At 65.9% G+C, this 19,074-nt stretch carries 17 protein-coding genes; 15 read left to right on the forward strand and 2 right to left on the reverse strand.

The features are described 5' to 3' along the window. Positions 1–18 precede the first annotated feature (18 nt). From OC450_RS16700 to OC450_RS16740, 9 genes are all read left to right on the forward strand, one after another. Entirely contained in the window at positions 19–1,059 is a 1,041-nt protein-coding gene (locus tag OC450_RS16700; RefSeq protein WP_211382170.1) for an ABC transporter ATP-binding protein, read from the forward strand. Next, the gene (locus OC450_RS16705) at positions 1,056–1,931 is read left to right on the forward strand and encodes an ABC transporter permease (RefSeq protein WP_262048285.1); all 876 of its coding nucleotides are present in this window, start codon (positions 1,056–1,058) and stop codon (positions 1,929–1,931) included. The genes OC450_RS16700 and OC450_RS16705 overlap by 4 nt, the downstream gene beginning before the upstream one ends. Further along, on the forward strand, positions 1,928–2,734 hold the full coding sequence (locus OC450_RS16710) for an ABC transporter permease (RefSeq protein ID WP_211382172.1): 807 nt from the start codon (positions 1,928–1,930) through the stop codon (positions 2,732–2,734). The genes OC450_RS16705 and OC450_RS16710 overlap by 4 nt, the downstream gene beginning before the upstream one ends. A gap of 8 nt (positions 2,735–2,742) precedes the next feature. Continuing rightward, positions 2,743–3,879 (forward strand): NAD(P)/FAD-dependent oxidoreductase, encoded by a 1,137-nt coding sequence (locus OC450_RS16715; protein WP_211382173.1) that lies wholly within the window; start codon positions 2,743–2,745, stop codon positions 3,877–3,879. A gap of 28 nt (positions 3,880–3,907) precedes the next feature. Continuing rightward, positions 3,908–4,204, forward strand: coding sequence for a (2Fe-2S)-binding protein (locus OC450_RS16720; RefSeq protein ID WP_211382174.1), 297 nt, complete (start codon positions 3,908–3,910; stop codon positions 4,202–4,204). After that, positions 4,201–5,619, forward strand: a complete 1,419-nt coding sequence (locus tag OC450_RS16725; RefSeq protein ID WP_262048286.1) for an NAD(P)/FAD-dependent oxidoreductase — start codon at positions 4,201–4,203, stop codon at positions 5,617–5,619. The genes OC450_RS16720 and OC450_RS16725 overlap by 4 nt, the downstream gene beginning before the upstream one ends. After that, on the forward strand, positions 5,616–6,737 hold the full coding sequence (locus tag OC450_RS16730; protein ID WP_256805674.1) for an NAD(P)/FAD-dependent oxidoreductase: 1,122 nt from the start codon (positions 5,616–5,618) through the stop codon (positions 6,735–6,737). Before OC450_RS16725 ends, OC450_RS16730 begins: the two co-directional genes overlap by 4 nt. A 20-nt stretch (positions 6,738–6,757) precedes the next feature. After that, positions 6,758–7,105 (forward strand): RidA family protein, encoded by a 348-nt coding sequence (locus OC450_RS16735; protein WP_262048287.1) that lies wholly within the window; start codon positions 6,758–6,760, stop codon positions 7,103–7,105. Between the two features lie 161 nt (positions 7,106–7,266). Then, positions 7,267–8,856, forward strand: a complete 1,590-nt coding sequence (locus OC450_RS16740; RefSeq protein ID WP_262048288.1) for an ABC-F family ATP-binding cassette domain-containing protein — start codon at positions 7,267–7,269, stop codon at positions 8,854–8,856. A gap of 229 nt (positions 8,857–9,085) precedes the next feature. On the opposite strand, the gene OC450_RS16745 is transcribed toward OC450_RS16740, so the two are convergent. Next, the gene (locus OC450_RS16745; protein WP_262048289.1) at positions 9,086–10,414 is read right to left on the reverse strand and encodes a dicarboxylate/amino acid:cation symporter; all 1,329 of its coding nucleotides are present in this window, start codon (positions 10,412–10,414) and stop codon (positions 9,086–9,088) included. A 124-nt stretch (positions 10,415–10,538) separates the two neighbouring features. Here OC450_RS16745 and OC450_RS16750 point away from each other — a divergent pair, with 124 nt between their 5' ends. Both OC450_RS16750 and OC450_RS16755 read left to right on the forward strand, forming a co-directional pair. After that, entirely contained in the window at positions 10,539–11,858 is a 1,320-nt protein-coding gene (locus OC450_RS16750) for a solute carrier family 23 protein (protein WP_211382179.1), read from the forward strand. Positions 11,859–11,930: 72 nt separating this feature from the next. Then, positions 11,931–12,767: an SDR family oxidoreductase gene (locus OC450_RS16755; RefSeq protein ID WP_262048290.1), complete on the forward strand. Its 837-nt coding sequence runs from the start codon at positions 11,931–11,933 to the stop codon at positions 12,765–12,767. Between the two features lie 7 nt (positions 12,768–12,774). Here the strand turns inward: OC450_RS16755 and OC450_RS16760 are convergent, their stop codons facing one another. Beyond that, positions 12,775–13,707 carry an adhesin gene (locus OC450_RS16760; RefSeq protein ID WP_262048291.1) on the reverse strand — a complete coding sequence of 311 codons (933 nt, stop codon included), beginning with the start codon at positions 13,705–13,707 and terminating at the stop codon, positions 12,775–12,777. Between the two features lie 447 nt (positions 13,708–14,154). Here OC450_RS16760 and OC450_RS16765 point away from each other — a divergent pair, with 447 nt between their 5' ends. The 4 genes from OC450_RS16765 (at position 14,155) to OC450_RS16780 (ending at position 19,074) form a co-directional block, all read left to right on the forward strand. Next, entirely contained in the window at positions 14,155–15,315 is a 1,161-nt protein-coding gene (locus OC450_RS16765) for a YadA-like family protein (protein WP_256805676.1), read from the forward strand. A gap of 16 nt (positions 15,316–15,331) precedes the next feature. Further along, positions 15,332–15,958: a hypothetical protein gene (locus OC450_RS16770; protein WP_211382183.1), complete on the forward strand. Its 627-nt coding sequence runs from the start codon at positions 15,332–15,334 to the stop codon at positions 15,956–15,958. Positions 15,959–16,042: 84 nt separating this feature from the next. After that, positions 16,043–16,849, forward strand: a complete 807-nt coding sequence (locus OC450_RS16775; protein ID WP_262048292.1) for an NAD-dependent protein deacetylase — start codon at positions 16,043–16,045, stop codon at positions 16,847–16,849. 140 nt (positions 16,850–16,989) lie between these two features. Further along, on the forward strand, positions 16,990–19,074 hold the full coding sequence (locus OC450_RS16780; RefSeq protein ID WP_211382185.1) for a hydantoinase/oxoprolinase family protein: 2,085 nt from the start codon (positions 16,990–16,992) through the stop codon (positions 19,072–19,074).

Genomic DNA, 19,074 nt, shown 5'->3' on the forward strand with positions numbered 1-19,074 from the left:
TCGCAGCGGAGACAGCGCATGGCCTATCTCGAGCTCGATCGGGTCGCAAAACAGTTCGGGGCGCAGACTGTGGTCGACGACTTCAGTCTGTCGGTCGGGAAGGGAGAGTTCATCTCCTTTCTCGGCCCCTCCGGCTGCGGCAAGACCACGACCCTGCAAATGATCGCGGGCTTCCTCGATCCGACGCGCGGCGCGATCCGCCTCGAGGACAAGGATCTGACCGCGATCCATCCGGCCAAGCGCGGGCTCGGCATCGTGTTCCAGAGCTACGCGCTGTTTCCGCACATGACGGCGGCGGAGAACGTCGCGTTCGGCCTCGAGATGCGCAACGTGCCGCGCGCCGAAACGGCCGAGCGTGTCCGTGCCGCGCTCGCGATGGTGGGCCTCGCCGGTTACGAGGACCGTCATCCGCGCCGCATGTCCGGCGGCCAGCAGCAGCGCGTCGCACTGGCGCGTGCGCTGGTGATCAAGCCGAGCGTGCTCTTGCTCGACGAGCCGCTGTCAAACCTCGACGCAAAACTGCGCGAGGAGATGCAGATCGAGCTGCGCCAGATCCAGCGCACCATCGGCACCACCACGATCCTGGTCACCCATGACCAGAACGAGGCGATGTCGCTGTCCGACCGCATCGTGGTGATGAGCCAGGGCCATATCGAGCAGATCGGCACGCCGCAGGAGACCTATGAGCGGCCCGCCTCGGCGTTCGTCTCGCAATTCCTCGGCAAGACCAACGACTTTGCCGCGACGATCGATCGGACCGCAACGCCGGCGCGGCTGGTGGCGGGCTCCTGGAGCGCGCCGGCTCCGGCCGGGCTCAACGGTCCCGCCACTGTCAGCATTCGTCCTGAAAGAATCGGCTTTGGCGACGCCGGCCTCAGTGCGAAAATCGTCACCCGCATCTTCCAGGGCAATCACTGGCTGTTTCAGTGCGAGAGCGAATGCGGCCCGGCGATCGTGATCCGCCAGAATGATGGCCAGGAACAGCCAATCGAAGGCGACACGGTTCGTCTCGCCTGGCGGCCCGAGGACATGAGTGTGCGTGCGAGGGTTGTCGCATGAGCACGGCCGCCGAAGATCGCAGCGTGCGTGCGCCCTGGGTGCTGACCGCGCCCGCCTTGATGCTGTTCGTCGGCGTGCTCCTGATCCCGCTGGCGATGACCGTGATGCTGTCGTTCCACGATTGGGGCCAGTACAAGGGCATCGAGCCGGTCTTCATCCTCAAGAACTGGCGCGAGATCGCGACCGATCCCTATTACGCCGAGATGTTCTGGCGGACGTTTCGGATCGCGATCCTGACCACGCTGCTCACGGCCGTGCTCGGTGCGCCCGAGGCCTACATCCTCAACCGCATGAGCGGTCGCTGGAAGAGCATCTTCCTGCTGGTGATCCTCGGGCCGCTGCTGATTTCCGTGGTGGCGCGCACGCTCGGCTGGGCGCTGCTGTTCGGCGGCAACAACGGCCTCGTCAACAAGCTCTTGATGTCGGCCGGGCTGATCCGCTTCCCCATTCCCTTCATGTTTACCGAGACCGGCATGGTGATCGCGCTCGCGCATGTCATGATGCCGTTCATGGTGCTGTCGGTGTGGGCAGCGCTGCAGCGGCTCGATCCGCAGATCGAAAATGCCGCGCTCTCGCTCGGCGCGGGCCCGATCACCATTATTCGTCGCATCATCATGCCGCAGATCATGCCGGGCGTGCTGTCCGGCGCGATCATCGTGTTCTCGCTCTCGGCCAGCGCCTTTGCGACGCCCGCCATCATCGGCGGCCGCCGGCTCAAGGTCGCCGCGACGCTTGCCTATGACGAATTTCTCAACACACTGAACTGGCCGCTCGGTGCGGCGGTCGCGACGCTGCTGCTGGTCGCGCTGGTGTTGATCGTCGTCGGCAGCAATGCGCTGATCGAACGCCGCTACGCCGAGGTGTTCCGATGAGACGGAACGGCCCGCTCGCGCTGATCTTCCACACCATCTTCGTCATCGTCATGGTGGCGCCGATCCTCGTGGTCTGCCTGGTCGCCTTCACACCCGAGGGCTTCCTGTCGCTGCCGACCAACGGCTTTTCACTGCGCTGGTTCAGGGCGATCGCCAATTATCCTGAATTCATCCATGCCTTCTGGGTCAGCCTCGGGCTCGGTGCCCTGTCTTCCTTCGTGGCTCTGCTGTTCGCGGTGCCCGCGGCGCTCGCGATCGCCCGCTATCGCTTCCGCGGCCGTGACGCGCTGGCGGCGCTGTTCCTATCGCCGCTGATGATCCCGCATGTCGTGCTCGGCATCGCCTTCCTGCGCTTCTTCACCTCCGCCGGGATGGGCGGCAGCTTCGCCGCGTTGATCATCGCGCATGTCATCATCGTATTTCCGTTCGCGCTGCGGCTGACCCTCGCGGCCGCAACCGGCATGGACCTCTCGGTCGAGATGGCCGCGATCTCGCTCGGTGCCGGCGGCTGGACGCTGTTCCGCCGCGTCAGCTTGCCGCTGATCCTGCCCGGCGTCATCAGCGGCTGGGCGCTCGCCTTCATCCAGTCCTTTGACGACCTCACCATGACCGTCTTCCTCGCCGCACCGGGCACCGAGACGCTGCCGGTGCGGATGTTCCTCTACATCCAGGACAACATCGATCCGCTGGTGACGTCGGTCTCGGCCTGCGTGATCGCGATCACCATGACCGCCCTCATTCTGCTCGACAGCTTCTACGGGCTCGACCGTGTGCTCGCCGGCAAGGGCGATACGGGACGATAGGAGAACTCATGTCAGGGGAATACGACGTCGCCGTGGTCGGCGGCGGATTGCTCGGCTCCGCCATCGCCTGGGGCCTCGGCCGGCTCGGCAAGCGCGTCGCCGTGCTCGACGAAGGCGATATCACCAAGCGCGCCTCGCGGGCCAATTTTGCGCTGGTCTGGGTCCAGAGCAAGGGCCTCGGCATGCCAGCCTACACGATCTGGACTGTGCAGGCCTCACAAGCGTGGGGAAGGCTTGCATCCGAACTGAAGCAGCAGACCGGGCTCGACGTCTCTCTTCAGCAGAACGGCGGTTTCCATCTGACGCTCGGCGAGGACGAATTCGGCCAGCGCACCGAGCTGGTCAAGCGCATGCACAACCAGACCGGCGCGGCCGACTACAAGATGGAGATGCTCTCCGCATCCGACGTGAAGAAGTCGTTGCCGCTGATCGGGCCGGAGGTCTCCGGCGGCAGCTATTGCCCGCTCGACGGCCACGTCAATTCGCTGCGCACGTTCCGTGCGTTCCACACTGGTTTCAAGACATTCGGCATCGACTATTTCCCGGAGCGCCCGGTCTCGGCGATCAGCAAGAGCGGCGGTGAATTCCGCCTGACGACGCCGAAGGGCGAGCTTCGTGCCGCAAAAATCGTGCTCGCCGCCGGCAATGCCAATCAGACGCTGGCGCCGATGGTCGGCCTCTACGCGCCGATGGGCCCGACCCGCGGCCAGATCGTCGTGACCGAGCGTACCATGCCGTTCCTGCCGCACCCACTGACGACGATCCGCCAGACCGACGAGGGCACGGTGATGATCGGCGATAGCAAGGAGGACGAGCTCGACGATCGTACGCTGAAGCATTCGATCAGCGCCGTGATGACCGATCGTGCCCAGCGCATGTTCCCGCATTTGTCGCGGCTCAACGTGGTGAGGAGCTGGGCCGGCATCCGCGTCATGCCGCAGGACGGATTCCCGATCTACGACCAGTCTGAAACGCATCCCGGCGCCTTCGTCGCCTGCTGCCATTCCGGCGTGACGCTCGCCTCCAACCACGCCTTCGAGATCGCACGGATGGTGGCGCAGGGTGCGCTCGAGCCGGAGCTGGTCGGCGCGTTCTCGGCCAGCCGCTTTGGCGGTGCGGGCGCTGCGAACAATAGCGGCTACTAGAGATACTGAAGGAGCCATGAGGCATCCCATGTTTAGACGATCCGAACAGGACAAACGCCCGCAAGTGCAGATCTTCGTCGATGGCATCGCCGTCGCGGCGCGCCAGGGCGACACCGTCTCCGCCGCGCTCTTGGCGTCCGGCCAGGACGCGCGACGTTCCACGGCAGTGAGCGGCGCACCGCGTCTGCCTTATTGCATGATGGGCGTGTGCTTCGACTGCCTCGTCACCATCGACGGCGTCGGCAATCGCCAGGGCTGCCTCGTGCCCGTCGCCGAGGGCATGCAGATCGAGATCCAGAAGGGCAAGCGGGAGATCGGAAAATGACTGTGGCTCCCAAGCGCGAAGCCTACGACGTCGTGGTGATCGGTGCCGGGCCCGCCGGCCTCGCCGCGGCTGCGACCTCCGCCGAAGCCGGGCTGTCGACGCTGCTGCTCGACGAGAATGTCGGCCCGGGCGGCCAGGTGTTTCGCGCCATCGCTTCCACGCCGGTGACCGAGCGCAATCAGCTCGGTGCCGACTATTGGGTCGGGGCTGATCTCGTGCAGGCGCTGCGCGCGAGCAGTGCCGAAATCATTCATCGCGCCACGGTCTGGAGCCTCGACCGCAACCTCGAAATCGCCGTCTCCGTCGGTGGGGCCTCGGCCTTCGTCAAGGCAAAGCGCGTGATCCTTGCGACCGGCGCGCTGGAGCGGCCGTTTCCGATTCCCGGCTGGACGCTGCCGGGCGTGATGACCGCGGGCGCGGCGCAGACGATGCTGAAATCATCGGCGCTGGTGCCCGATGGCCGCACGGTGATCGCGGGGCAGGGGCCGCTGCTCTGGCTGCTCGCCGCGCAGATCCTGCGCCTCGGGGGCCGGATCGACCGCATCCTCGACACCACCGAGCGCGGCAATTATTTCGCGGCGCTGCCGCACGCCTTCGCTTTCCTGACCTCGCCCTATTTCGCCAAGGGCCTGTCGATGATGCGCGAAGTGAAAGCGAAGGTGCAGGTCGTGTCAGGCGTGACTGAGCTGTCGGCAGCCGGCGACGGCCAGCTCGCGAGTGTGAGCTATGTCGCCGGCGGCAAGCGCGAGACCATCCCCGCGGATTTGCTGCTGCTGCATCAGGGCGTGGTGCCGAACGTCAATCTGGCGATGGCGGCCGGCATCGAGCATGGCTGGGACGAGCTGCAATTGTGCTGGTCGCCGGTGCTCGATGCGAGCGGCAATTCATCGGTCGCCGGCATTGCGATTGCCGGTGACGGCGCCGGCATCGGCGGCGCGAATGCCGCCGTGGTGCGCGGGCGCATCGCTGCGCGGGCGGCGGTAGAAGCCTTGGCCCCCGCGGCTGGCGCGAAGCTTCCCGCGATGGCGACGCTGCGTGCCGATCTCGCCAAGGCCGAGCGCGGACGTATCTTCCTCGACACGCTGTTCCGCCCGTCACCGCAGTTCCGCATTCCCTCGGGCGACACCATCGTCTGCCGTTGCGAAGAGGTAACCGCGAAAAACATTCTCGATGCCGTCGCGATCGGCGCCACCGGGCCGAACCAACTCAAGGCCTATCGCCGCACCGGGATGGGCCCGTGCCAGGGTCGGCTCTGCGGCCTCACCGTCACCGAGCTGATGGCGCAGGCGCGGGGCAAGACCCCGCAGGAGATCGGCTATTACCGGCTGCGCGCGCCGGTCAAGCCGATCACGCTGGCCGAGCTTGCCGCCGTCCCGAAGAGCGAAGACGATATCAAGGCGGTGGTGCGCGGATGACCCAGAACGTGGATGCGATCGTCGTCGGCGGCGGCATCCACGGATGCTCCACCGCGCTGCATCTGTGCCTCGCCGGCCTGAAGCCGGTGCTGATCGAGAAGGACTATGCCGGCCGGCATGCGTCCGGCGTCAACGCCGGTGGCGTCCGCCAGCTCGCGCGGCACATCCCGGAGATCCCGCTCTCGATCCGCTCGATGGGAATCTGGGAGAAGATCTCCAATCTCCTCGACGACGATTGCAGCTTCGAGAGTCACGGCCAGGTGCTCGTCGCGGAAAACGAGGACGAGCTCGCGGTCTGCCGCGCGCGTGTGGCCGAACTCAACGCGCTCGGCTTCACCCATGAAGAGCTGATCGACGCGACTGAACTCCGGCGTCTCGTGCCTGCGGTCGCCGAGACCTGTCCCGGCGGCGTGGTCTCGCGCCGCGACGGCGCGGCCAATCCGGCGCAGACGACGACGGCGTTCCGCCGCAAGGCCGAGCAGCTTGGCGCCACCGTGCGCGAGGGCGTGGCGGCCAGCAACATCCGGCACAGCGACGGCCTATGGCATGTCGATGTCGGTGCCGAGAGCTTTGCCGCGCCGGTGCTGGTCAATGCCGCCGGCGCCTGGGCCGGCAAGATCGCTGCTGATCTCGGCGAGCCGGTGCCGGTCGAGACCGTGGCGCCGATGCTGATGATCACCTCGCGCGTGCCGCATTTCATCGATCCCGTCGTGATCCTGCGCGGACGAAAACTCTCCTTCAAGCAATTCTCCAACGGCACCGTGCTGATCGGCGGCGGACATCTGGCGAGGCCCTTCCAGGATCGCAACGAGACGGTGCTGGACTGGAAGAGCCTTGCAACCAGCGCCCGCACCGTGTTCGAGCTGTTTCCGGTGATGCGCGATGCGACCATCATGCGCGCCTGGGCCGGCATCGAGGCGAAGATGAAGGACGACATCCCCGTGTTCGGGCCGAGCGTGCGGCACAAGGGCCTTTTTCACCAGTTCGGCTTCTCGCTGCACGGTTTTCAGCTCGGCCCCGGCGCCGGCGCCGTGATGGCGGAGCTGATCGTCAATGGCGGCACCCAGACCAGGATCGGCGATCTCGGCATCGACCGCTTCCATCCTTCCACGCTCTAGCAACAAGACAAGAGGACATCATGAGCATCACCCGCAGCATCCGCACGCCCATCATGCACCGCGCCGTCGAGGCCAACGGCTTCGTCTTCCTCGGCGGCACCATCGCCGACGACACGTCCGTGTCCATGGGGGACCAGACTCGCAACATCCTCGGCAAGATCGCCGGCTATCTGAAGGAAGCGGGAACCGACAAGAGCCGCATCGTCAGCGCCTCGATCTTCGTCACCGATCTGTCCAAGAAGAAGGAAATGGACGCGGCCTGGACCGAGTTCTTCGGCGACAATCTGCCGACCCGCGCCACCGTGGGCGTCGCCGATCTCGGCGGCAGCGTGCTGATCGAGGTGGTGGTCACCGCGCTCAAGGGTTGATCGCGATCGGCCGGCGAGGGACGACAGCGCGCGCTGCCGTCCCCCCGCGACTTGATCTCGTTCTTCGAAGCGGCTAGTTAGAGAACTCTCAACCAGGAGTTTCGCATCCATGGATTTCATCCCGACGGCAAAGCCCATCCGCCTTGCTCACGGGGAATTCCATGCCTGCTTCAATCGTCCTGTCGAACCTGTCGCTGTCCACGCCTGACGGCCGTTCTCTTCTCTCCAACATCGATCTGACACTCGCAGCCGAGCGGACCGGTCTCGTCGGCCGCAACGGCGCCGGGAAGACGACGCTGCTTGCGTCGATGTCAGGGGAACACGCTCCCCAGTCCGGTCGTGTTCTGGTCAATGGCACCATCGGCCTGCTGCGACAGGACGTTCAGATCCTTCCTGGTGCGATTGTGGCCGATCTGTTCGGTGTGCGGCAGGCGCTGGAGCTGCATCGCCGCGCCGAGCAGGGCGATGCCTCGGCCGACGACATCGCCGCAATGGACTGGACGCTCGAAGCGCGGCTGGAGGCCGCGCTGGGGCGCCTGGGGTTCGATCCGTCTCCCGATACGGAGCTGTCCTGCCTGTCCGGCGGCCAGATCACGCGGGTTCGTCTCGCCGCATTGGTGTTCTCCGAGCCTGACTTCCTGCTGCTGGACGAGCCCACCAACAATCTCGACCGGGACGGACGCAAGGCGGTGACCGATCTCCTCGCCGGCTGGCGCGGCGGCGCGATTGTCGTCAGCCACGACCGCGGGCTGCTCGAGACGATGGACGCGATCGTCGAGCTGACATCGCTCGGGGCCACACGATACGGCGGGAATTGGAGCAGTTTTCGCGCGCAGAAGGCCGTAGAGCTCGCCGCCGTCAGGCACGACCTCGCGCATGCCGAGAAGCATCTTTCGGAGATCGACGGCAAGGCACAGGAGGCTGCGGAAAAGAAAGCGCGCAAGGACAGTGGCGGCAGGAAGAAGAGTGCCAGGGGCGACATGCCGCGGATCCTCGCCGGCGCGCGCAGGGATCGCAGCGAGGACAGCGGCGGCAAGACTGCGCAGATCGCCGAGCGGCGGCGCGCGGAGGCGCTTGAGGCTGTCGACACGGCACGCCGGCGCATCGAGATTCTTCAGCCGCTGTCCGTCAGGCTGCCCGCGACGAATCTACCCGCGGGCAGGGACGTGCTTTCGCTCGACAAGGTCAGCGCGGGCTATCAGCCGGAGCGGCCGGTGTTTCGCGATCTGTCGCTGACAATCGTCGGGCCGGAGCGCGTCGCGCTGGTCGGGCCCAACGGCTCCGGCAAGACGACGCTGCTGAAACTCATCGCCGGTGAGCTGCGGCCTTTCTCGGGCACCGTGCGGGTCAGGCCGGACTTCGCGCTGTTCGACCAGAAGGTCAGCCTGCTCGACCCTGAGATCTCGATCCTGGACAATTTTGGCCGGCTCAATCCGAAGGCAGGCGCAAATGAATGCCGTGCCGCGCTGGCGCGCTTCATGTTTCGGTCCGATGCGGCCTTGCAGATCGCGGGACAGCTGAGTGGCGGGCAGATGTTCCGCGCGGGGCTTGCCTGCGTGCTCGGCGGATCGGTGCCGCCGTCCCTGCTGATCCTGGACGAGCCGACCAACCATCTCGACATCGACTCCATCGAGGCGGTCGAAGCAGGCTTGAGAGCCTATGACGGCGCGCTGCTCGTCGTCAGTCATGATGAAGCGTTCTTGCAGGCGATCGGGATCGCGCGATGGCTCGATCTCGCCGACAAGGCGTAACACGAGCATGGCGGGATTATCTGATCCCGACTCGCAGCCTAGACGTGTCAGCACGTCGTCGAATTGATTTTCAAAAACCCGACGCTCTGCCCCCAGCGCGTCGGGTGGAAAAATTGAGTATCAATCGGTGATCCCAATGCGGCTGTTGTGACTCGCGCCGCACCAATTTACCACTCCGGGAAACTACCGCGTCGGAACCTGGCTCGACGTGGCGCGGATCCGAGCGGCCTTACGCACCGCCACCCGGTTCCAGCGCTTCGCCGATCTCCAGTGGATGCGCCATGGTCTCGTGCAGCGCATCGCGGTCGAGCTCGCCTTCGGAGATGCTGATGACGACGCAGGCGACGCCGTTGCCGATCAGATTGGTCAGCGCGCGGCATTCGCTCATGAACTTGTCGATACCGACCAGGATCGCGATCGACTGGATCGGAATATCAGGCACGATCGAGAGCGTGGCCGCGAGCGTGATGAAGCCGGCGCCGGTGACGCCCGAGGCGCCTTTCGAGGTGATCATGGCAATACCCAGAATGCCGAGCTCCTGCCAGATCGTCAGATGGGTGTTGGTCGCCTGCGCCAGGAACAGCGTCGCCAGCGTCATGTAGATGTTGGTGCCGTCGAGGTTGAAGCTGTAGCCGGTCGGGATCACGAGGCCGACCACCGAACGCGAGGCGCCGAGATGCTCCATTTTCTGGATCATCTGCGGCAGCACCGTCTCCGACGACGAGGTGCCGAGCACGATCAGCAATTCGTCCTTGATGTAGGCGATGAAGCGCAGGATCGAGAAGCCGGCGAGGCGCGCGATCGCGCCGAGCACGACCAGCACGAACAGGATGCTGGTCAGATAGAACGTGCCGATCAGGGCCGCGAGGTTGAGCAAGGAGCCGAGGCCGTAGGCGCCGACGGTGAACGCCATCGCGCCGAAGGCACCGATCGGGGCCGCGCGCACGATGATGCGGATGATGCCGAAGAACATCTTTGCGGCCTTGTCGATCGCTTCCGCGATCGGCTCGCCGGCCTTGCCGAGGAAGGCGATGGCGAAGCCCGACAGGATCGAGATCAGCAGCACCTGCAACAGATCGCCGCGCGCGATGGCGCCCAGATAGCTGTCGGGGATGATCGCCATCAGATGGGCGACGATGCCTTCCTCCTTGGCCTTGGTGACGTAGGTCGCCACCGACTTCGGGTCGATCGTGGCAGGATCGATGTTGAAGCCGTGCCCGGGCTGGAGCACCTCGCCGACCAAAAGGCCGACGGCGAGTGCGACGGTCGAGACCGATTCGAAATAGATCAGCGACTTCAACCCGACCCGCCCGACGCGCTTGAGATCGCCCATCGAGGAGATCCCGTGCACCACGGTGCAGAAGATCACCGGCGCGATCATCATCTTGATCAGCGCAATGAAACCGTCGCCGAGCGGCTTCAAGGCCTTGCCGAGATCGGGATAGAAATAGCCGATGAGCACCCCGAGCGCGATCGCGATCAGTACCTGCACGTAGAGGATCTTGTACCAGGGCTGATGCCGGCGATGGATGGCTGGCTGGATTGCGAGTTGTGTCATATTGTATGCCCCGGAACGTATTGATCTTGCATGATTTGCATCATGTGATGGCCGTCGCAGAAGCGACAATCACATTTTTGTCTGTTCGCACGAAGATCGATCGCTGCACCGCAACTGGGGGAAGATGTCGATCGCCACCGGCTCGGACGAGCAATCACAGGGCTATTTCCCGCGTTGGAAGCTGAAGACCTCCGGCGTGATCATGCCCGAAGAGCGGCTGCCATGGGGCCAGACCGTCGTCTCCGGTCTCCAGCATTGTGTCGCAATGTCGGGCTCAACGATCATCGCGCCGCTGCTGATGGGGTTCGATCCCAATGTCGCGGTGCTGTTCTCCGGCATCGGCACGCTGATCTTCTTTGTCATCGTTGCGGGGCGCGTGCCGAGCTATCTCGGCTCGAGCTTCGCGTTCATCGCCGTCGTCATCGCCGCCACCGGCTATGCCGGGCAGGGGCCGAATCCGAATCTCTCCGTCGCGCTCGGCGGCATCATTGGCGCCGGCGTGCTCTACGGTGTGATCGCGCTGATCGTGATGTGGTCGGGCGTCGGCTGGGTCGAGCGCCTGATGCCGCCGGCCGTCACCGGGGCCGTGGTCGCCGCGATCGGCCTCAACCTCGCGCCGGTCGCGGTCAAGGCGGTGAGCGCCAATGCGTTCGATACCTGGATCGGGCTCGCGACCGTTTTGATGATCGGCGTGGTTGCAGTTGCCGCTCCCGGCTTGTGGCGCCGCCTGCCGATCATCCTCGGCGCGATCGGCGGATATGTCTTGTACCTGCTGTTCGCGAACGGCCTGGGCTTCGGCAAGCCGGTCGACTTCGCGCAGCTCTCGGCCGCGCCGTGGCTCGGCCTGCCGAATTTCACGGCGCCGAGTTTCCATGCCGATGCGATCTTCCTGATCGCGCCGGTCGCGGTCATTCTGGTCGCCGAGAACCTCGGTCACATCAAGGCCGTCGGCGCCATGACGGGCCGGAGCCTCGATGACTATCTCGGTCGCGCGCTGCTCGCCGACAGCCTCGCGACCATCGTGGCGGCCTGCGGCGGCGGCACCGGCGTCACCACCTATGCCGAGAACATCGGCGTCATGGCAGCGACGAAGGTCTATTCGACCTTGCTGTTTGGCTTCGCGGCCACGGTGTCCATCCTGCTCGGCTTCTCGCCGAAATTCGGCGCGCTGATCCTGTCGATCCCGGGTCCCGTTATCGGTGGGCTCTCGATCGTGCTGTTCGGATTGATCGCGGCGATGGCGGGCCGGATCTGGGTCGAGAACAAGGTCGACTTCGCCAATCCGGCGAACCTGATCACGATTGCCGTGGCATTGACGGCGGGCGCGGGCGATCTCACGCTCAAATTCGGCGCGTTCACGATCGGCGGAATCGGCACCGCAACCTTTGGCGCCATCATCCTGTACCAAATCCTGACCTCGCCGCTCGCCCGGCGCGCCGAATGAATCGCAGCGATGCGCTGAGGGATGGAACAAAAAGCCGGTTCCGTCGATGATCAGGCATCCCGGAGAGAACTCATGCCACAAACCGATCGATCGACCTCGTTTCATTCGCGCCTCGTCGGCCAATACGCGCTGGTGACCGGCGCCTCACAAGGCATCGGCCGCGCCGTCGCCATCCGGCTCGCCCAGGAGGGCGCGACCGTCGCCATCAACTATGTCGATCATCCCGAAAAGGGGGAAGAGACGCTCGCGCTGGCACGCACGGCATCGAGCGATCGCGGTCACGGCAGGCTTGATCATGTCGTCGTCAGGGCGGACGTCAGCAACGAGCAGGACGTCGCGGCAATGTTCGAGACCATCCTGGCGCGCTGGAGGCGCCTCGACTGCTTGGTCAACAATGCCGGCTTCCAGCGGGAATCGCCGAGCGAGGCGCTCGACATCGAGACCTACCGCCGCATCATCGACGTCAATCTCAACGGCGCCGTGCTTTGCGCGCAGAAGGCGCTCGCCCATTTCGTCGCGCGCGGCGGTGGCGGCAGCATCATCAACTGCACCAGCGTGCACCAGATCATCCCGAAGCCCGGCTATCTCGCCTATTCGATCAGCAAGGGCGGCATGGCCAATCTGACGCGAACGCTGGCGCTCGAATTCGCCGGCCGCGGCATCCGCGTCAACGCGGTCGGGCCCGGCGCGATCGACACGCCGATCAACGCGGCCTGGACCGGCGATCCGGAGAAGCGCGGCGTCGTCACCAGCCACATTCCGCTCGGCCGCGTCGGCACGCCGGAGGAGATCGCCGCCGTGTTTGCCTTCCTCGCCTCGGATGAAGCAAGCTACATCACCGGGCAGACCATCTACGCCTGCGGAGGCCTGACGCTGTTTCCCGAGTTTCGCGACAATTGGGCGAGCTGAAGCGTCGCTAGAACTCGCCGCCGATCCCGACATAGGCGGTGTGTTCGGTGCCGCCGCCATTGCCGTAGCCGCCGACCACGCTCAGCGGCATCGCGGTGTTGAGGCGATGGGCGAAGCCGAAGCCGAAGCCGCCTTCGCCGTGATAGACCGAGCCACGCATCTGCCAGGTGGTCTTGCCGGGGGCCGAAGGCATCGGCGCGCTTGCGGTTGCGACCGCCGCCGCGATGCCGCGCCGCGCCTCGGTACGATTGTCCCAGATCTGGGACTGCAGCCCGGAGAGCTGCGACTGGAAGCCTGACGACATGCTGCTCAGCTGGCTCATGTTGACGGCGTCGGTCGGATTGATGCCCGCGGCGACGTTGGTCAGCCGCCGCTCGTTGCCGGCCGTGCCGAACGACACGGTGTTGGGAGCGCTTGCCACCGACCCTGCGCCGATCGCGACCGAGTTTGCCCCCAGCGCCTCTGCTCCGGTTCCAAAGGCACTCGCAGTCGCGCCGTTGGCAATGCTATTTGCGCCCACAGCCGTTGCGTTGATTCCGATCGCCTGACTGGAAGAGCCCGTTGCGGTTGCGTTGTCGCCGGTCGCTTTGCTAAGGGATCCCGTCGCGGTTGCATTCAGGCCGGTCGCATTGCTGAAAAAGCCGGTTGCTGTCGTGCTGTCGCCGATCGCGGTGGCCTGGCTGCCGAGCGCGGTCGCGGCGCCGCCAGTGGCTATCGTGTTGCCGCCGATTGCCGTGGCAAGGAAGCCGGTTGCGTGACTGAATTGACCAACCGCCGTGGCAGCCGAGCCGTCCGCATTGGCCTGTTCGCCGAAGGCTGCTGCACTGGGGCCGTTCGTCGTGGCAAGGCTTCCCACCGCCGTCGCTTCACCCGCGGGGCCGTTGTTCACGCCGCCACCCGCCGCGTAGTCGGCGGCCGCTGCCGCATCGGCCGCCAGCAACGGGACCGCCGCGGCCGCGAGGACGAAACTTGCTGATACAAGGCGACGGACGACGTTCGCGCGACGTACCGTGGACCCCACGCTCGCGCGTTTCCGCTGGCCTGCATGGCTCAGTCGGCGAAGCAACCTGAATGACATTCCTTGACGCCCCATTCATCGTTCGCTCCACGGTGCGGAAGGAGCGCCGGGAGCGCATCAACCGTTGGGTTGAAGGCGGCTCGATAGCGGCATACGGCGGCTGGTTTTCTGTCTTGTGTTGCAGAATTGCCTGCGTCACCCGGGATGCATTTCGGCAACAGCCCCGTCCAAAAGCGGCAACCAGAAACCGGCAGTGCTTCGACTTCAACCGAACGGTTGATGTCCGGCCTGTCGCCTTGGCCCACATTCGCGGCGGCCGTATCCGGCCACCGATCGGGACAGACCCGACCTCTGGACCTGAGAGCGCAAATGCCTTCTGCGATCATTAAAGCGATGCTTTGTTTGACCAAAGCCCTGGCTGCAGCCGTGGTGCTCGCCATGTTCGTCTTGACGCTTGATCTTGCGCCCGCCGCTGCGCAAGGGGTCTGCGGCGCGGCGGTAACAGGCACCGCGCTCGGTTCTGCGCCTGGCGTCGGCGCCGTCGCTTGCGGCGGCCAAGCGAGCGGTAACGGCAGCGTGGCGATCGGCCAAAGCGAGGCAACGGGTAACGCAAGCACGGCAGTCGGTGGGGCCAGCAAGGCGGACGGAACGGGCGGGACGGCAAGCGGGTTCCTCAGCACAGCGTCCGGAGTCTACAGCACGGCGACCGGCATCGGTACCCTAGCAAGCGCTGACTACAGCACGGCCACCGGCGGCTATAGCACCGCGGCGGGCGTTGGCAGTACCGCGATGGGCGGCGGCGACGGAGCCGGAGTCGGCAACGCGGCCACCGCTTCTGGCATTTACAGTATCGCGATCGGAGGCGGTGGTGACGGAGCCGCTGGCTTGGGCGCGCAATCGTCCGGTGACAGGGCGATCGCGATCGGTCTTGCCAGTGTCGCGTCCGGGGCGTCCTCGACAGCCGTCGGAAATGGAGCCAGCGCTGCCTCGAGCAGCGCGACCGCGATCGGCACTGGCGCCTCGGCCGGTTTCACGAACTCCACCGCCATCGGCTCCGGCGCGACGGCGACGGCCGCCAACCAGGTCGCGATCGGTACGGCAAGCAATACCTATCGCCTGGCCGGCGTCGCATCCACCGCGAGCCTTGCGGCGCAGAGCGGGCCGGTCTCCTTCGTTACCACCGACGCCGCCGGCAACCTCGCGACGTCGAGCTTCAACCCGGCGAGCATCACTTCACTGCAATCGCAGGTGACTTCGCTGCAGTCGCAAGTGATGGACAACCGGCTCGAAGCGCGCAGCGGCACCGCCGTTGCGCTCGCGGCCGGTTCGATGCCGGCCCTGCAAGCGGGCCGCAAATTCGCACTCTCGGCGGGCTACGGCAATTTCGAGGGCGCCAATGCGTTCGCCCTCGGCGCCACGGCGCTGCTCTATGACGGCAAGAGCTATGCGATCATCGCCAATGCCGGCGGCGGCATCGGGCTCGAGCGCGACGTTGCAGGCGGGCGTGGTGCTGTCTCGATCCAGTGGTAGGAAGAACGCATTCGCCATGACGCTGCGTCGGTTGAGTGCGGGCCTCGGGCTTGTGATGCTCGGGCTCCTGATTCTGGGGGCGGTGACGACATCTGCGCAGCAGACGCCGCCGCCGTCGCAGTCGCAGTCGCATCAGGCGTCATCCCAGCAGCAACAGGCAGCCAAGCCCGCCAACATCGACCGTAACGGCGTGCTGATGCTGATCCGCTCGACGCTGCTTGCGCTCGATCACGCCAACAAGACCGGGAACTACACCGTGCTGCGCGATCTCGGCGCACCGGGTTTCCAGGTCAACACCGCGGCGCGGCTCGCGGAGATCTTTGCCAAGCAGCGCGGCGACAAGCTCGATCTCTCCGGCGTTGCCGTCATCGATCCGCAATTGTCGCTGCTGCCGCAGATCGAGCCGAACGGTCTGCTGCACATGGCAGGATTTTTTCCGTCAGTGCCGTCGCAGGTGAATTTTGAGCTGCTGTTCGCGCCGGTCGACGGACAGTGGCGCGTGTTCGGCGTGTCGTTGTCAGTCGGTCAATCCGCACCGGTGGCGCCTGCCACGCCCGAAGCTGCGCCCGGCAAGGCCGTCGTCTCGCACAAGCAATCCGCGCCGGCGAAACCGAACCTGTCCTCGAAGCCGCCAACGCAATGATCGGAACGCAAGGGTGATGCGGGTTGCTCAAAGAGGCATCCCGGTGATCTGGCAAAAGCGGGTTGCGCAGACTACATCTTCGCCATGACAAATGCGCCGCTTCAGGATTTCGTCGCCCGCCACGAACGTCTGTTCGTGCTGACCGGCGCCGGCTGCAGCACGAACTCTGGCATTCCCGACTACCGCGACAGCCACGGCAACTGGAAGCGCACCCAGCCGGTCAATTTCCAGGCTTTCATGTCCGAAGAGCGCACGCGCCAGCGCTATTGGGCGCGCAGCCTGATCGGCTGGCGGCGGTTCGGCCAGGCGAGGCCGAACGATGCGCATCACGCGCTGGCCCGGCTCGAGGCGAGCGGGCGCTGCGGGATGCTGTTGACCCAGAACGTCGATCGGCTGCATCAGTCCGCCGGCCACCGGCAGGTGATCGACCTGCATGGCCGGCTCGACCTGGTTCGCTGCATGGGTTGCGGAGCGAAGACGCCGCGGAGCGAATTCCAGGAGACGCTGGGCCGCGCGAATGCGGAATGGCTCGCGCTCGACGCCGCGGATGCGCCCGATGGAGATGCCGATCTGGAGCACGCGGATTTTTCGTCGTTCGAGGTGCCGGCCTGCGAGGCCTGCGGCGGCATCCTCAAGCCCGACGTCGTGTTCTTCGGCGAGAACGTCCCCCGCGAAATCGTCGCCACCGCGCAGGATCATCTGTCGCAGGCCGATGCGATGCTGATCGTCGGCTCATCGCTGATGGTCTATTCCGGCTTCCGCTTCGTGCAGGCTGCCGCGCAGCGGCAGATCCCGATCGCTGCGGTCAATCTCGGGCGCACCCGCGCCGACGATCTGCTCACGCTCAAGGTCGAGGAGCGCTGCGAAGCGGCGCTTGCATTCCTGCTCTGAACGCGCCCAAGGCGAACATGCCTTGCCTATTGCATAGGTGCCAAGCAGAATAGCCGGACGCGGCATGTTCTCGTCATCCATGGCACGGAAATTGCTGCGCTTTCGACCCCAGTCTTGACGATCAGCACGGAGAATTTGGAATGCTTGAGGGAGCCGAGGTGCGGCTTGCCGTCGATATCGGTGGCACGTTCACCGACATCGTGCTGGATTTGGGTCGGGACCGAAGAACGCGCAAGGTATTGACGACGCCGCAGCGCCCCGAAGAGGCGGTCCTGGACGGGATGCGGCTCATTCTGGCTGACGCGCGCGCGCATATCAGCGACATCGACGTCTTCATTCACGGCACGACGCTGGCGACCAACGCGATCATCGAGCGCCGCGGCGCCAAGACGGCGCTGGTTGCGACCGAAGGCTTTCGCGACGTGCTCGATATCGGCACCGAGAGCCGCTACGACCAGTACGATCTCACCATCGACAAGCCGAGGCCGCTGGCGCCGCGTTCCCTGCGCTTCACCGTGCCCGAGCGCATCGACGCCCACGGTGCCGTCCGCCTCCCGCTCGACGAAGCAGCGGTGCGCGCGCTCGCGCCAAGATTGCGCGCGCTGAACGTCGAGAGCGTCGCCATCGCCTTCCTGCACTCCTACGCCAATCCCGAGCACGAGCGCCGAGCGGCCGCGATCCTCGCCGAGGAGATGCCCGGCACCTCCGTGACGGTGTCATCGGCGGTGTGCCCCGAGATCCGCGAATACGAGCGCACTTCCACAGCGGTCGCCAATGCCTACGTGCAGCCGCTGATCGACGGCTATCTCGCCCGCATGGCCGAGGCGTTGCTGGTCGAGCAGTTCCGCGGCGCGATCTATCTCGTTACCTCCGGCGGCGGCGTCACCTCGATCGAGACGGCGCGGCGCTTTCCGGTGCGCCTGGTCGAGTCCGGCCCGGCCGGCGGCGCCATCTTCGCGGCGCAGATCGCAGCAAGGCTCGGCGAGAGCAAGGTGCTCTCCTTCGACATGGGCGGCACCACCGCAAAGATCTGCCTGATCGAGAAGTACCAGCCAGAGACCTCGCGCGTGTTCGAGGTCGATCGTGCCGCGCGCTTCCTCAAGGGCTCCGGCCTGCCGGTGCGCATTCCCGTGATCGAGATGGTCGAGATCGGCGCCGGCGGCGGCTCGATCGCGCATGTCGATGCGATGAAGCGCGTCACCGTTGGGCCTGAGAGCGCGTCGTCGGAGCCGGGGCCGGCCTGCTATGGCCGCGGCGGCCAGCGTCCGGCCGTGACGGATGCGGACGTTGCGCTGGGCATGATCGATCCCGACGCCTTTGCGGGTGGCACGATCAAGCTCGACCCGGAGCTGTCGAAACAGGCGCTGCTGCGCGCCGTCGGCGAGCCGCTCGGCCTGTCGGCGGAAACCGCAGCCTATGCCGTGCACGAGGTCGTCTGCGAGAACATGGCGAGCGCGGCGCGCGTGCACGCGGTCGAACGCGGCGAGATCGTCGGCCAGCACACGCTGATCGCCTTCGGCGGCGCCGCGCCGCTGCATGCGGCGCGTGTCGCCGAGAAGATCGGCGTCTCGCGGGTGATCGTGCCGTCGAATGCCGGCGTCGGCTCGGCGGTCGGGTTCCTGGCCGCGCCCATCGCCTATGAGCTGGTGCGTAGCCGCCACGTCCGCCTCGACGATTTCGACACCGAGGCGGTCTCCGACCTCTTGCAGGAAATGGCGACCGAGGCACGCGCCCTCGTCGAGCCGGGTGCGGCGGGCGCGCCGGTGCGCGAGCGCCGTGCCGCCTTCATGCGCTATGTCGGTCAGGGTCATGAGATCACGATCGAGCTGCCGAACCGGCGGCTGAATTCGGCCGATCTCGCCGGCCTGCGCCAGAAGTTCGAGGCGGATTATTCCGCAATGTTCGAGCGGTCGATCCCGGGCGCCGCGATCGAGGTGTTGAGCTGGTCGGTGCTCGCGACCACCGATGCGCGCAATCCGGTGCGCGTTGCCGACGTGATGCGCAAGCCTGCCGGCAAGGCGTCAGGCAGCCGAAAGTTCTTCGACGGCCGGGCCGGGGAAGTGATCGAAATCCCGCTCTATCGCCGCGAGGACATGGCGCCGGGTGCGACCATTGCGGGCCCCGCGGTGATCGCCGAGGACGAAACCTCCACCTTCGTCTCCAACAGTTTCGACGCCCATATCGATGGTGCCGGCAGCATCGTCATGGAACGGAAGGCGGCCTGA

Source organism: Bradyrhizobium sp. Bra78, from assembly GCF_024519855.1.
GTDB classification, from domain to species: domain Bacteria; phylum Pseudomonadota; class Alphaproteobacteria; order Rhizobiales; family Xanthobacteraceae; genus Bradyrhizobium; species Bradyrhizobium japonicum_G.